At 68.9% G+C, this 12,380-nt stretch carries 16 protein-coding genes; 5 read left to right on the forward strand and 11 right to left on the reverse strand.

What is annotated here, in order from left to right; all coding sequences use genetic code 11:
• Nucleotides 1-26: 26 nt before the first annotated feature.
• The 3 genes from aztC to aztB are packed head-to-tail and all read right to left on the reverse strand — an operon-like array spanning nt 27 to nt 2,967.
• Entirely contained in the window at nt 27-926 is a 900-nt protein-coding gene (aztC, locus tag CVV72_RS08980; RefSeq protein ID WP_219151974.1) for a zinc ABC transporter substrate-binding protein AztC, read from the reverse strand.
• Nucleotides 923-2,119 carry a hypothetical protein gene (locus CVV72_RS08985; protein WP_219151976.1) on the reverse strand — a complete coding sequence of 399 codons (1,197 nt, stop codon included), beginning with the start codon at nt 2,117-2,119 and terminating at the stop codon, nt 923-925. Before CVV72_RS08985 ends, aztC begins: the two co-directional genes overlap by 4 nt.
• A complete protein-coding gene (gene aztB, locus CVV72_RS08990) occupies nt 2,116-2,967 on the reverse strand; it encodes a zinc ABC transporter permease AztB (RefSeq protein ID WP_219151978.1) in 852 nt (283 codons plus the stop codon). Before aztB ends, CVV72_RS08985 begins: the two co-directional genes overlap by 4 nt.
• Nucleotides 2,968-3,014: 47 nt before the next feature.
• Between aztB and aztA the strand changes: the two genes are divergently transcribed.
• Together aztA and CVV72_RS09000 are read left to right on the forward strand one after the other, a co-directional pair.
• Nucleotides 3,015-3,782 carry a zinc ABC transporter ATP-binding protein AztA gene (aztA, locus tag CVV72_RS08995; protein ID WP_219151980.1) on the forward strand — a complete coding sequence of 256 codons (768 nt, stop codon included), beginning with the start codon at nt 3,015-3,017 and terminating at the stop codon, nt 3,780-3,782.
• A 39-nt stretch (nt 3,783-3,821) separates the two neighbouring features.
• Nucleotides 3,822-4,592 (forward strand): SGNH/GDSL hydrolase family protein, encoded by a 771-nt coding sequence (locus tag CVV72_RS09000; protein ID WP_219151982.1) that lies wholly within the window; start codon nt 3,822-3,824, stop codon nt 4,590-4,592.
• Here the strand turns inward: CVV72_RS09000 and CVV72_RS09005 are convergent.
• Genes CVV72_RS09005 through CVV72_RS09020 form a run of 4 tightly spaced genes read right to left on the reverse strand, consistent with a single transcriptional unit; the run spans nt 4,583 to nt 6,348 of the window.
• Complete coding sequence (locus CVV72_RS09005; RefSeq protein WP_125678004.1) at nt 4,583-5,155, reverse strand: TetR/AcrR family transcriptional regulator; 573 nt, start codon at nt 5,153-5,155, stop codon at nt 4,583-4,585. The two genes, CVV72_RS09000 and CVV72_RS09005, sit on opposite strands and share 10 nt — an antisense overlap.
• 46 nt (nt 5,156-5,201) lie before the next feature.
• Nucleotides 5,202-5,585 carry an SRPBCC domain-containing protein gene (locus CVV72_RS09010; protein ID WP_255632607.1) on the reverse strand — a complete coding sequence of 128 codons (384 nt, stop codon included), beginning with the start codon at nt 5,583-5,585 and terminating at the stop codon, nt 5,202-5,204.
• A gap of 59 nt (nt 5,586-5,644) precedes the next feature.
• Nucleotides 5,645-5,962, reverse strand: a complete 318-nt coding sequence (locus tag CVV72_RS09015; RefSeq protein WP_125678008.1) for a metalloregulator ArsR/SmtB family transcription factor — start codon at nt 5,960-5,962, stop codon at nt 5,645-5,647.
• On the reverse strand, nt 5,962-6,348 hold the full coding sequence (locus CVV72_RS09020; RefSeq protein ID WP_219151984.1) for a VOC family protein: 387 nt from the start codon (nt 6,346-6,348) through the stop codon (nt 5,962-5,964). The genes CVV72_RS09015 and CVV72_RS09020 overlap by 1 nt, the downstream gene beginning before the upstream one ends.
• A gap of 209 nt (nt 6,349-6,557) precedes the next feature.
• Between CVV72_RS09020 and CVV72_RS09025 the strand changes: the two genes are divergently transcribed.
• The 3 genes from CVV72_RS09025 to CVV72_RS09035 are packed head-to-tail and all read left to right on the forward strand — an operon-like array spanning nt 6,558 to nt 8,958.
• Entirely contained in the window at nt 6,558-7,142 is a 585-nt protein-coding gene (locus CVV72_RS09025; RefSeq protein WP_219151987.1) for an NADPH-dependent FMN reductase, read from the forward strand.
• A complete protein-coding gene (locus CVV72_RS09030; protein WP_219151989.1) occupies nt 7,139-8,587 on the forward strand; it encodes a DHA2 family efflux MFS transporter permease subunit in 1,449 nt (482 codons plus the stop codon). The genes CVV72_RS09025 and CVV72_RS09030 overlap by 4 nt, the downstream gene beginning before the upstream one ends.
• Nucleotides 8,584-8,958, forward strand: coding sequence for a MerR family transcriptional regulator (locus CVV72_RS09035; RefSeq protein ID WP_219151991.1), 375 nt, complete (start codon nt 8,584-8,586; stop codon nt 8,956-8,958). Before CVV72_RS09030 ends, CVV72_RS09035 begins: the two co-directional genes overlap by 4 nt.
• Here the strand turns inward: CVV72_RS09035 and CVV72_RS09040 are convergent.
• The 4 genes from CVV72_RS09040 to CVV72_RS09055 all read right to left on the reverse strand — a co-directional run bounded on the left by CVV72_RS09040 (nt 8,948) and on the right by CVV72_RS09055 (nt 12,329).
• Entirely contained in the window at nt 8,948-9,430 is a 483-nt protein-coding gene (locus CVV72_RS09040; RefSeq protein WP_219151992.1) for a pyridoxamine 5'-phosphate oxidase family protein, read from the reverse strand. The two genes, CVV72_RS09035 and CVV72_RS09040, sit on opposite strands and share 11 nt — an antisense overlap.
• Before the next feature lie 153 nt (nt 9,431-9,583).
• The gene (locus tag CVV72_RS09045) at nt 9,584-10,927 is read right to left on the reverse strand and encodes an SPFH domain-containing protein (RefSeq protein ID WP_219153885.1); all 1,344 of its coding nucleotides are present in this window, start codon (nt 10,925-10,927) and stop codon (nt 9,584-9,586) included.
• Between the two features lie 59 nt (nt 10,928-10,986).
• Nucleotides 10,987-11,418 (reverse strand): NfeD family protein, encoded by a 432-nt coding sequence (locus CVV72_RS09050; RefSeq protein WP_219151993.1) that lies wholly within the window; start codon nt 11,416-11,418, stop codon nt 10,987-10,989.
• 95 nt (nt 11,419-11,513) lie between these two features.
• The gene (locus tag CVV72_RS09055) at nt 11,514-12,329 is read right to left on the reverse strand and encodes a DUF3097 domain-containing protein (protein ID WP_219151994.1); all 816 of its coding nucleotides are present in this window, start codon (nt 12,327-12,329) and stop codon (nt 11,514-11,516) included.
• Nucleotides 12,330-12,380: the final 51 nt, after the last annotated feature.

Genomic DNA, 12,380 nt, shown 5'->3' on the forward strand with positions numbered 1-12,380 from the left:
TTTCCTGTGCCTTTCGTCTGTTCCGGTCAGGAACGGGTCAAACCGGTGGTGATCGATTCGGTGTTGGCGCGCATCATTTCCAGATAGGTGGCCGCGCCCTGGCCTGGTTCACTGAGCGATTCCGAGAACAACGGGGCCACCTGGACGTGCAGTCCGGCCTGCTCGGCCAAGACCCGCGCGAGCCGGTCCGGTTGCGAGGAATCCGCGAAGATCACCGGAACTCCGGCCGCGCGAACGGTGTCGGCGAGTGCCTTCAGATCCGAGGAGCTTGGTGAAGCGAGCGTGGTCCCACCGGGGATCACCGCGCCGACGACCTGGAAGCCGAACCGCTGGGCCAGGTAGCCGAACACGTGGTGATTCGTGACCAGCTTCCGGCGCTCGGGCGGAATCCCGCCGAACTTCTCGGTCATCGCCTTGTCGAGCGCCTCGATCTCCCCGCGATAGCGTTCGGCGTTGGCGCGGATCACCGCTTCGTCGACCCCGTCGACATGGGCGACGACCTCGTCGGCGATCGTCTTCACCGCGTCGCGCACCCGTGCCGGATCCGTCCAGAAGTGGGGATCGGGCTTGTTGTCGGCGTAACTGATCGGGTTCACCCGCTCCCCGGCGGGCAGTGCCGGTACGCCGCTTTGCTCGGCCGTGCGGACGGTGCGCAGGATTCCCTCTTCGAGCCCGAGTCCGTTGTAGACGATCAGGCCGGCCCGCTCGACCTGAGCAGCCTGCTGTGCGGAGATCCCGAAGGAGTGCGGGTCGGCGTTGGGCTTCATCAACACCGTCACCTCGGCCTGGTCGCCGACGACGGCGCGGGTGATGTCGCCGAGGATGTTCGTCGTGACGACGACCGACTTGCCGCCGCCACCGGTCCCGGAGCAGCCGGCCGCCGCCAGCACCGCCACCACGACCAGGGCGAGTACGCGGCGCCTCATCGGCCGGTCTCCACGATGTGGCCAGCCTTGCCGCCGACCTTCAGCGTCCTGGCGCGGCGAAGGTTGTCGTTGTAGTCGATCTCGTACACCTCGGCGGAGAGCGGGTTGTTGAGATAGGCGCGGGTCGAATCGACCTGGATCGACGGAACGCCGGCGGCGGTCGCTTCCGGTGTCAGCAGCGGGACGGCCGTCTGTTCCTTTCCGGTGCCATCGAAGGAGCGCAGCTTTCCGTCCCGCGTGAGGACCAAAAGCGGGCCACCCTCGCCGACGGCGTTCACCGCGGCGACCGGGCCGGTCTCGACGTGCTGCCAGCTGCGACGCCCGACGTCCAGCGACCACACCGCGGACTCCCCAGCCCGCGCCGCGAGCGTCGAACCACCGGGCCGGTGCGAGAAGGCGGTGGCGCGTTCCTGCGCGCTGACATCGCGCGGGTACGGGATCTTGACCCCGGAGAACGCGCCGTCCTTTTCGGTCACCAGCAGGGCGCCGTCCGCGCAGCCGAAGACGGCTCCGCGCCTGGTGACGGCCTGGCCCCGCAAGTCCGGGCACGGCTGGTCGATCTCCGCGACGACTTTGCCCTGACGGTCGTGGACGCGCACGCCGCGGGCGAGCGTCTTTCCGGCGTCCGCCACCGTGGCGATGATGTGCTCACGGTAAGGGATCGCGACACTCGCGTGCGGCTCACGGGTGATCTTCCCCAGTTCGGTCACGGTGCCCTTGTCGAGCGCGGTTCGATCCAGCAACGTCGTCGTACCGTCCGAATAGGACAGTGCGGTGACCGCGGGATCGCTGTAGACCGCCAAGGGCTGTTTTCCGGGTGCCACGCCGACATCCCGGACCTTCGCCCGGTAGTAGTGGACGTGGTCACCGTGGTCGACCATCCACGAACCGCTGTCGATCACCCGGATCGTGCCGTCGCCGGCGGTCAGGTAGCCGAAGCGACCGTCACCCGTCACGGCTTGCACTCCGTCGACTCGCCCGGCCTCGTGCACCTCCTCGGTGATCAGGTCGACGACGCGTACGGCGCCGGTGTCCGTGTCGGCGACGATCAGCCGCGACTGGGCCTCGGCCGCCTCCTCGGCGCCTTCGACGTAGCCGTGTGGGACTTCCGCGGTCACCTCCCCCGGCTGCTCCGAGCCGCACGCCGCCAGGGTCAGCGCCGCGACGACCGCCGTCACTGCTTTCAGTTTCATCGTGAGCTCTCGATCTCCGGAGTCAGGGAACGGAATCGCTGTCGTACGAAGGACAGGAACGCGGAAAGGAAGAACAGGAGGACCGCGCCGGCGGCGATGGTCGCGCCCGCCGCGGTGCCCCAATGCCAGGACACGAGCAGGCCGCCGAGCGTGGCGGCGACGCCGAGCAACGCCGCGATGAGCATGATCGTGGTGATCCGCCTCGACCAGAAGAGCGCCGCCGCGGCGGGGGCGATGAGCAGGCCGAACACCAGCAACGTCCCCACGACGCGGAACGACGCGACGATCGTCAGCGTGACCAGCCCGAGCAGCACCGCATTCGCCAGGCGTGGACGAAGCCCCAGCGTGTGCGCTTTGCGGACGTCGAAGGTGAGCGCGGTGAACGAACGATGTCCCGCCAGTGCCACCGCCCCCACGACGAGCAGGGTGACCGCGAGGCCCACCAGGTCACCCGATCCGACGGCGAGCACGTCGCCGAACAGGAACCCGGTGAGATCGACCGCGAACGACCGCGAATGGGACACGATGATCACGCCGCTCGCGAGCATGCCGACGAAGAGCAGCCCGATCGTGGTGTCCTCGGACAGCCGCCGCGAACGGCCGAGCGCCGTCACGCCGAGCGCCATCACCCCGGCACTGATCGCCGCGCCGATCAGCAGGTTCACGCCGGTCAGCGAGGCGATCGCCACGCCGGGCAACATGCCGTGCGACATCGCGTCGCCGATGAAGGCCATGCCGCGCAATACCACCCAGGTGCCCACGACCGCGCACACCGCCGAGACGAGCACCCCCGCCACCAGCGCACGCTGCACGAACGACACCTCGAAGGGGATCAGCAACCAGTCCACGCGTCACACTATAGTGGTAATGATTGTCATTATCTGAAAGAGGTGTGATGACCCCGGACACAGCGGCGCTCACGATCGACCGCGCGCACGCCCACTACGGCTCCCGCGAGGTGCTGCGCGGGATCACCGCCCAGGTACCGTCCGCACGGCTCACCGCGATCGCCGGCGCGAACGGCGCGGGGAAGTCGTCATTGCTGAACCTCGTCGCGGGCGTGCTCCCGCCGACCACCGGTTCGGTGACCCGGGGAGACCAGGGGCGTGTCGCCTACGTGACCCAGCAGAGCGAGGTGTCGCGGTCGCTGCCGATCACCGTCCGGGCCACCGTCACGATGGGACGCTGGGCACACCGCGGACACTGGCGCCGACTGTCCAAGATGGACCGGAAGATCGTCGAAGAATGCCTGGAACTACTGGAGATCACGTCGATCGCGGACCGGTTGATCGGCACGCTGTCCGGCGGGCAACGCCAGCGGGCACTGGTGGCGCAGGGGTTGGCTCAACGAGCCGGGCTACTACTGCTCGACGAGCCGTCGGCCGGCCTCGATCTACACGCCCGTGGACTGATCGAGAAAGCCCTGCGGGCAACACTCGCGGAAGGCACGACGGTCTTGCGCGTCACACACGACCTCGAGGTGGCAGGCCGGGCCGATCACTGCCTGCTGCTCCAGGACGGCCGACTGGTCGGCGAAGGCGTGCCGGCGTCGGTGCTGACCCCGGCGCGCGTGGCGGAGGCCTGGGGCTTGCCGGTGATCGGCGACGCCGCCCTTGACGTGCACGGCACGCCCGGCGCCCACCCGATCCGGCCGGTTCAGTAACATCGCCGGTATGCCATCACCATTCGAGGGAGCAGCCTCATGCCTTCCGCGATAAGCAAGCGCTTAGTCACCCTTGGCGATTCCTTCACCGAGGGTGTCGGCGACGACGACCCTTCGTCGCCCAACGGCGTCCGCGGCTGGGCCGACCGCGTCGCGGCCACACTCGCGGCCAACCACCAGGACTTCCGCTACGCCAATCTCGCGATCCGCGGCAAACTCCTGGGGCAGGTCCTCGCCGAGCAGCTCGACCCGGCGCTCGCCCTGAATCCGGACGTCGTGACGCTGTACGCCGGCGGCAACGATCTGATGCGGCCGAAGGTCGATATCGACGCTCTCCTCGACGACTACGACGCCGCTGTCGGGAAGGTCGTGGCCACGGGCGCCCGGGTCGTCCTCTTCACCGGTGTCGACGGGGTCGAAGACGCGCTGTTCCGCAGGATCCGCGGCCGCGTGGCGATCTACAACGAGCATGTCCGCGGTATCGCCGCGCGGCACGAGACGCTGCTGGTGGACATGTGGGCGATGCGGCAACTGCGGGACAGGCGGCTGTGGGCGCCGGACCGGCTGCACCTGAACTCGTTGGGACACAATGAGATCGCCATTGCCGTGCTCGACGCGCTCGGCGAACCGCACAAGCTGACGCCCGCCGAACTCGGACCGCGACCGCTGCTGAGCCCGCGGGCGCGGCGCACCGAGAACCTCCAGTGGGGCAAGGAGCACGCCGTGCCGTGGATCAAGCGCAGGTTGCGTGGTGAATCGTCGGGCGACGAGCTCGCGCCGAAGCGGCCGACGATGGATCCTTACGCCTGACGCGGACGAAGCCCGTCGAAGAGGATGCAGATCGTCCGGGCCCGGAATTCGGGTCCGGCATGCTCCGCCGCCTTCGCCGTTCCGATGATCACCGGGATCAGTTCGTCGACGCCGAGATCCTTGCGGACGTCGCCGGTGTCCTGCGCCCGGCTGAGCAGAACGCCGAGCGCGTCCTTCAGGCGGACACCGATGACCGACCCGGCCGAGGGAACGCTGACGCCGGCCGCCGACAGGGCTTCGAAGTAGGCGTTCTTGGCGCCCGACATCTCGATCCAGCCGGTGAGGAACCCGAAGAACGCGGCGCCCGGGTCGGGTGAATCGGCGGCCACCGTGGCCTCTGCTTCGTCGACGAAGCGGTGAAGGCGCGCGAAGAGCACGGCCTCCAGAAGCGCCTCTTTCGTGGGAAAGTGCCGGAACACGGTGCCGACTCCGACGCCTGCTTCGCGGGCGACTTCTTCGGTCGGCGCGCTGGTGCCTTTGGCCGTGAAGACGCGCTCCGCGGCCTCCAACACCCGTGTGCGATTACGGCGGGCATCGGCTCGGAGCGGTTTCTCGTCCGTCACAGCGGGGATCCTAGACCCGCTGTCGAGAGCTTGTCCCGCGGCTCACCTATGTTTTCCGGTCCGGCATCTCGTCCAGCACGCGCGCCAGTGCCTTCGGGACCCCGGTGCGCCAGCCGCCGCCCATGATCCGCCGCGACATCCGCTGGAACTCGTCGTCGGGATCGAAGCCCTCGTGGCTGAGGAACAGCCTGGTCCCCCGGCCCTCCGGCACGAGCCGCCAGGTGACTGTCCATTCCGGACCCCAGCTGATGCTCAGCAACCGTTCCGGCTCGACGGCCAGCACCTCGCAGGCGACCGGCCCGCCCTCGAACCCGGCGGCGGGAACGGGGTCCGCGAGCAGCTCGAACCGGTGTCCCACAACGGGTTTGATGTCGTTCGACATCCGGAGCCAGCGTTCCAGCAGCTGTGGTTCGGTCAGCGCGCGCCACACCTTGCGCGGCGGATGCGCCAGGAACTGGTCGACGTGAATGGCCGTCGGGTCCTCGTCGTTCAGAACTCCTCCTCGTCCAGCAGGTCACGCAGGTTGCCCAGCTTGCCGCGCCAGTAGCGCTCGTAGGGCGAAAGCCAGTCCGAGACCTCCTGCAGCGGCGCGGCCTCAAGAAAGTAGACGCGATTCCGGCCCTGCCGCTCCTCCCGGACGAGTCCGGCCTCGCGCAGCACCCGAAGGTGTTCCGACAGGCTGGGCCGCCGCATGTCGAAGCGTTCGGCGATCTCCCCCGCCGCCCGGGGGCCGTCGAGAAGGATGCCCAGCACCTCGCGGCGGGCCGGGTTGGCGAGCGCGGCGAAGACGTCGTCGTTGACCGGCACTAGCGCGGCCAGTCGCCGTAACCGGACGGTTCGAGCAATCCCATCGCGTTGCCGTCGGGATCCTTCAACGAGGTCACGCGGCCCCACGGCATTTCCTCCGCGTCGTCGACCTCGATGCCCTGTGCGCGAAGCTCCGCGATGTCGGCATCGACGTCGGCGGTGCTCAGCTGGAAATGCACACGCGTCTCGAGGTCGAGCCCGCCGACGGCGCGGTCGACCAGGACGATGCCGGTCTCCGCCCCCTTGGGGCCGACCATGACGAACGGGCCGTGCGGGCCGCTGACGTCGACGAGCAGGTCGAAGCCGAGCTTGCCGACGTAGAAGTCCCGCGCCTTCGCCTGATCGGCGACCGGCACGGTGAGGAACTGGATGCGGTCGATGTTCATGCCGCCACCATACGTAGGATTTTTCCTACATGTCAACTCCGACGAAGAGGAACATCCGCGCTCCGGAGGCCGCTGGACAGAAGTCCTGCGTCCGAAGGCTCGCAACGACAACCACCCTTACAACATCTACTTAAATAGAGGTCCAGGTTTCGTGACCAGGGCCGCAAGAGCTTGAGTTCACCTATGGACGAGCTTTTAGCGTCTTCCCCATGACCGCAGAGAACACCACCCAGTCCCCCGTTCGCCTCGCCGTGATCATCGGCAGTGTCCGGCACGAACGCTTCGCCGACGCCATCACGGGCTGGCTGCTGACCGAACTCGCCGCGCTCGACGGGCTGGAGGTGGATCCCATCGACCTCGCCGACATCGATCTGCCCTTGCAGGGAACACAGCCCGGCGGCACCGAGACGGTGATCAGCGACAGGCTGCGCGCGGCCGACGCCTACCTCGTCGTCACCCCGGAGTACAACCACAGCTTCCCGGCGGCACTGAAGAACGCCATCGACTGGCACTTCACCGAGTGGGCGTACAAGCCTGTCGCGTTCGTCGGCTACGGCGCCGGTTCGGGCGGTATCCGCGCGATCGAGCAGTTACGGCTGATCTTCCCCGAGCTGCGGGCCACCACGACCCGCGACGCGGTGCTCCTGAACGCTCCGTGGACCCGTCTCGGCCCGAACGGGTACGAGGGCACCGACGCCGAGCGCGGTGCGCTGGCCGCGACGATGACCGAACTGGGCTGGTGGGCCCGCACCCTGCGTGCCGGCCGCGTCGCGACTCAGGCGAGTGCGGCATGAACCGCCTGACCGGACAAGAACTGCGCATCGCCTCGGTGATCGCGCTCGGCGGGTTGATGGCCGTTCTCGACACCACGATCGTCGCCGTCGCGCTGCCGCGGTTCATGACGACGTTCTCCGCGTCGCTCACCACGATCCAGTGGATCGCGACCGCCTACGCGCTCGGCATGGTCGCGGCGATGCCCCTCGCGGCGACTTTCGCGCAACGCTGGGGAGCGCGCCGGGTGTACCTGGCCGCGCTGCTCGTGTTCGCGGTGACGTCCGCGGCCGCCGGTGCTGCCGTCGATCTGGGCTGGCTGATCGCCGCACGAGCGGTGCAGGGCCTCGCCGGCGGCCTCATCAACCCACTGGGGATGACCATCGGTTTCGGCGCGGTGGCGCCGGAACGCCGGAGCCGGATGACCACGATCACCGGTCTGCCCTTGCTGATCGGGCCGATCCTCGGCCCGATGCTCGGCGGGCTCCTGCTGGAGAACCTCTCATGGCGGGCACTGTTCTTCATCACCGTTCCGCCTGCCTTGCTCGGTGTCGCCGGTGTGCTGCGCTGGGTGCCCGCCGACATCCCGTCGGCGGAACGCGCCCCGATCGATTTCGCCGGTGGACTGCTGCTCGTCCCCGGTGTGGTCGCGGTGGCGTACGGATTCAGCGAAGAGACCCTCGGCATGGACGTCCGGGCGATCATCGTCGCCGCCGGACTGGCACTCATGGCCGTGTTCCTCCGAAGGTCGTGGCACCATCACGCGCCGCTGCTGAACGTCCGGCTCCTGCGCGATCGCACGTTCGGGCGCAACGCCGCGATCCTCGTCCTGTACGCCGGGCCGTACTTCGGCTCGATGCTGCTGATGCCCGCCTACATCCAGGTGATGCGCGGCGATTCGGCCATGATCAGCGCGCTGATGATGGTGCCGAGCACGATCGGGATGGGCCTCACCATCCAGTTCGCCGCCCGCGTACTGGAACGCTTCGGCCCGCGGATCGTCGTCGGGACCGGGTTGAGCTTCGCGATCATCTCGACCGCACTGACCATCCTCGTCCTCACACCGGACACGCCTTACGCGGTGCTGGCGATCTTGGGCGTGCTCCAAGGGGCGGGCACGGGGGCGATCATGCTGCCCACCATCGTGAGCGCGGGCCGGCACTTGAACGGCCCTGACCTCGCGTCCGGTTCGGCGATCCTTCCCCTGTCCAGCACCATCGCGAGCGCCGTCGGCACGGCGATGGTGAGCGGGGTGTTCACCGGCCTGATCGCGGCCGCCACCGCCGGGCAGGGCCTCGCCGCCCTGAGCGGTCCGGCGGCGGGCTCGGCGCTCACCGGGGAGATCGTCGACGCGTATCGCCTGACTCTCGTCGGAGTCCTCGCGGTCATGGTGCTCGCCCTGGTGGTCAGGCTGCGGACCAGCCCGGCCCCGGCGGCGGAACCCACCACGGTGCGGAGTGCGGCATGACGACGTCGACCCGATCCCCGCTCGATGCCTGGCTGACCGTCGGCCAGGTCGCGAGCAAGGCCGGGGTCTCGGCGAACGCCGTCCGGTACTACGAGCGCTACCGCATCATCACCGCCGAACGCACCGCCGGCAACGCGCGCCGGTTCACGATCGACGCCGTCTGCCGGATCCGGCTCGCGGTCGCCGCCCAGCGGGTCGGGCTCAGCCTCGCCGAGAGCGCGGAGATCCTGGCCGAGATCCCGCCGATGTCGTCCGACCTCGGGCAGTGGTCACGGGCCGGGCAACGCCTCGTCGACGCCGGACAGGCCCGCATCGCCGAACTCGCCGCCGTGGTCGACGAGTACCGGACGCTCGCTTTCATCAGGGGCTGAAGGGCCCGTCCGCCGCGTTCGACCAGCGGAACACGGGACGGTTCTCGAGACCGGGGTAGGTCACGGCCATACCCCGGTCAGGGGACATCGACCACAGCCGCGCGTCAGGTGACGCGGCGTGCTCCGCCCATTCCGCCGACCAGGCGGGGATGTAGCGCTCGTAGATGCGGCGGATCCGGGACACGTCTTTGGCTTCCAGTCTCGCGGGGCCGGTCATCCGGACCTGACGGACGTCGTCAGGCGGGTCGAAGGTCGCGACCATGACCGCGACCTCGCGATTTTCGCGGGCGGCGGCCAAGAACGGCGACGGCCGTCCGTCGGACACCGGGGTGTGGAACCACAACCGGCCTTCCTCGGCCACGAACCACATCATCGCCAACGCCGGAGTCCCGCGGCCGGTGGTGGTGGCGACGCCGGCAGGCAGGCGAGGCTCGTCGAGAAAATGCTGTATCGCAAGAATCGATCCGTCCATGGCGTCACCCTGCAACCTCGACCGCGATAGAGGTCCAGTGACTCCCGGGCTCGGCAAAGTCGCAGAACGGGCGATGTCCACAAAGGACCCCCTGCACCGGAAGAAAAAGAAGAGGGCCGCCCCGAACGGGACGGCCCTCTCTCACTTTCACGGTCAGCGCTGCGGCGGACCACCCTGCGGGCCACCGAACGGTCCCTGCTGCGGGAACGGGCCACTGCCGGGCCCCTGCGACGGCGGTCCCTGGTACGGGCCACCCTGCGGGCCGGCGGGCGGCTGCGGCTGCGGCAGCCGGGAGGCAGGCGGGGCCTGCGGCGGCTCCGGAGCGGCCTCCGGTTCGGGAGCGGGCGCGGCCTTGGGAACCTGACGCGGAGCGGGCGGCTCCTGCCGCGGCGTCGCGACGCCCAGCGCCGGAACCTCCTTGCGCGCCACGGCTTCCGCGGCCGCGACGGCCTCGGCGACCTTCGGGTCGCTGGAGGTGTCGAACCAGCCCTGGACCTCTTCGTCCTCCAGGTCCGGCTTTTCGACCGGGTCTTCCTTCGGCGGCTCGTAGCGGAACACGCCGTCGTCGCCGGGTGCGCCGAGCGCGCGGGCGAAGCCCTCCAGGGCCTTGCCGTAGTCGCTCGGGATCATCCAGACCTTGTTCGCGTCGCCCTGCGCCAGCTGCGGCAGGGTCTGCAGGTACTGGTACGCCAGGACCTCGGGCGTGGGACGCCCGGCCTTGATCGCCGCGAAGACCTTCTCGATGGCCTTCGCCTGCCCCTGCGCCTGCAAGTACCGGGCGGCACGTTCACCCTGCGCGCGCAGGATCCGCGACTGCCGCTCGGCCTCCGCGCTCAGGATCGCGGCCTGCTTGGCACCTTCGGCCGCGAGGATCTGGCTCTGCTTCTGACCTTCCGCGGTCTTGATCGCCGACTCACGCTGACCTTCGGCGGTCAGGATCATCGCGCGCTTTTCACGGTCGGCGCGCATCTGCTTCTCCATCGAGTCCTGGATGGAGGGCGGCGGGTCGATCGCCTTCAGCTCGACCCGGGCGACGCGAATGCCCCAGCGGCCGGTGGCCTCGTCGAGCACACCCCGCAGCTGACTGTTGATCGAGTCGCGCGAGGTCAGCGTCTGCTCGAGGCTCATGCCACCGACGACGTTACGCAGGGTCGTGGTGGTCAGCTGCTCGACACCGACGATGTAGTTCGAGATCTCGTAGACCGCGGCCCGCGAGTCGGTGACCTGGAAGTACACGACCGTGTCGATGGACACCGTCAGGTTGTCCTCGGTGATCACGGGCTGGGGCGGGAACGACACGACCTGCTCGCGGAGGTCGATCCGCGCCCGGACCTTGTCCAGGAAGGGCACCAGAAACGTCAGGCCGGGAGAAGCCACCGTCCGGAACCGGCCCAGCCGTTCGATCACAGCGGACTGTGCCTGCGGCACCACCATGATCGCCTTGACCACCACGACGACCACGAACAATGCGAGCAGTCCGACGACGATGAACACCACTGTCTCTGACAACTACCTTCCCCTTACGTAGAAACCCTGTTGCGGTGCGGCCGTCCGGCTCACAGCTCGGCCGAGACGACCGCCGTGGCGCCCGAGATCTCGACGACCGTCACCGATGTCCCCGGGGCGATCGGTTCCCCGCCCGTCATGCTTCGTGCCGACCAGACGTCGCCTGCCAGCTTCACCTGGCCCGCATCGCCGTCCACTGTGGACACTACTACCGCCCGCGCGCCGATCAGCGCGTCGGTGTTGGTCTTGATGTCCGGCCCCGCGAGGAACCGGCGTTTGAGGGTCGGCCGGACGAGGACGAGCATCCCGACCGAGGCGACGGCGAACACCGCGACGTCGATGAACGGGTTCCCGGTCAAGGCGGCCGAGCCCGCCCCGAACAGGGCTCCGACCCCGACCATGAGCAGGAACAGATCACCCGAGAGCAGCTCGGCGATGATCAAGAGGATGCCGGCGATCAGCCAGATGAGAGCGCCTGTCATGCGTTCATGCTCCCAGATCGCGCCGATTCATACCGAAGAAGCGAAACCGACGTGACCGACGCGTGACCTTGAGTGACCTCACGCAAACCGGGCATTCAGGACTCTTCGCCCGGGTCCGAGACGAAGTCGATGAGCCGTTCCACCGCTCCGATCAGCGGCGTTTCCAGATCCCGGTAGCTGCCGACCGCCGCCAGGATCCGCTGCCAGCCCTCCCACGGCTCGCCCCAGCCGAGCGCGTCGCAGACGCCCTGTTTCCACTCCGTGCCACGCGGGATCTTCGGCCAGGCCCGGATGCCGACGACCGACGGCTTCACCGCCTCCCAGATGTCGATGTACGGGTGCCCGGTGATCAGCACGTTCTCGTCGCGGATCGCGTCGACGATCCGCGATTCCTTGCTGCCCGCGACCAGGTGGTCGACCAGCACTCCGAGGCGGCGGCCGGGCCCGGTGCCGAACTCGTCGATGCGGCCGGACAGCACATCCACCCCATCGAGTGGTTCCACCACCACACCTTCGACCCGCAGGTCGTGACCCCAGACCCGCTCGACGAGTTCGGCGTCGTGCTTGCCCTCCACCCAGATGCGCGAATCGCGGGCGACTCGCGCTTTGAGCCCCTGGACCTGGACCGACCCGGACGCCGAGATCCGCCGTGCCGGGGCTTTCGGTGCGGCCTTCGACGGCACCAGCGTCACCGGCTTGCCCTCGAGCAGGAAACCCGCGGGATTCAGCGGGAAGACACGGTGCTTGCCGTGCCGGTCCTCGAGGACGACGTTGCCGTACTCGATCTTCACCACGGCACCGCAGTAGCCGCTGGCCGGGTCTTCGACCACGAGCCCCGGCTCCGCGGGTACCTCGGGGATCTTCCGCTTGCGCGGGCCGGACAACACGTCGTCGTACGAATGGGAGCGCACGGCGCCCGACGCTATCGGTGCCCGGGGCCGCCGTCTCCCCGCCACGCCGGT

It is taken from the genome of Amycolatopsis sp. TNS106, from assembly GCF_019330265.1.
In the GTDB taxonomy this organism is placed as follows: domain Bacteria; phylum Actinomycetota; class Actinomycetes; order Mycobacteriales; family Pseudonocardiaceae; genus Amycolatopsis; species Amycolatopsis lurida.

Bases quoted from the DNA above. Each gene is read 5' to 3' on its own strand.
- aztC (WP_219151974.1), bottom strand. From the start codon at position 926: ATGAGGCGCCGCGTACTCGCCCTGGTCGTGGTGGCGGTGCTGGCGGCG.
- CVV72_RS08985 (WP_219151976.1), bottom strand. From the start codon at position 2,119: ATGAAACTGAAAGCAGTGACGGCGGTCGTCGCGGCGCTGACCCTGGCG.
- aztA (WP_219151980.1), top strand. From the start codon at position 3,015: ATGACCCCGGACACAGCGGCGCTCACGATCGACCGCGCGCACGCCCAC.
- CVV72_RS09000 (WP_219151982.1), top strand. From the start codon at position 3,822: ATGCCTTCCGCGATAAGCAAGCGCTTAGTCACCCTTGGCGATTCCTTC.
- CVV72_RS09020 (WP_219151984.1), bottom strand. From the start codon at position 6,348: ATGAACATCGACCGCATCCAGTTCCTCACCGTGCCGGTCGCCGATCAG.
- CVV72_RS09025 (WP_219151987.1), top strand. From the start codon at position 6,558: ATGACCGCAGAGAACACCACCCAGTCCCCCGTTCGCCTCGCCGTGATC.
- CVV72_RS09030 (WP_219151989.1), top strand. From the start codon at position 7,139: ATGAACCGCCTGACCGGACAAGAACTGCGCATCGCCTCGGTGATCGCG.
- CVV72_RS09035 (WP_219151991.1), top strand. From the start codon at position 8,584: ATGACGACGTCGACCCGATCCCCGCTCGATGCCTGGCTGACCGTCGGC.
- CVV72_RS09040 (WP_219151992.1), bottom strand. From the start codon at position 9,430: ATGGACGGATCGATTCTTGCGATACAGCATTTTCTCGACGAGCCTCGC.
- CVV72_RS09050 (WP_219151993.1), bottom strand. From the start codon at position 11,418: ATGACAGGCGCTCTCATCTGGCTGATCGCCGGCATCCTCTTGATCATC.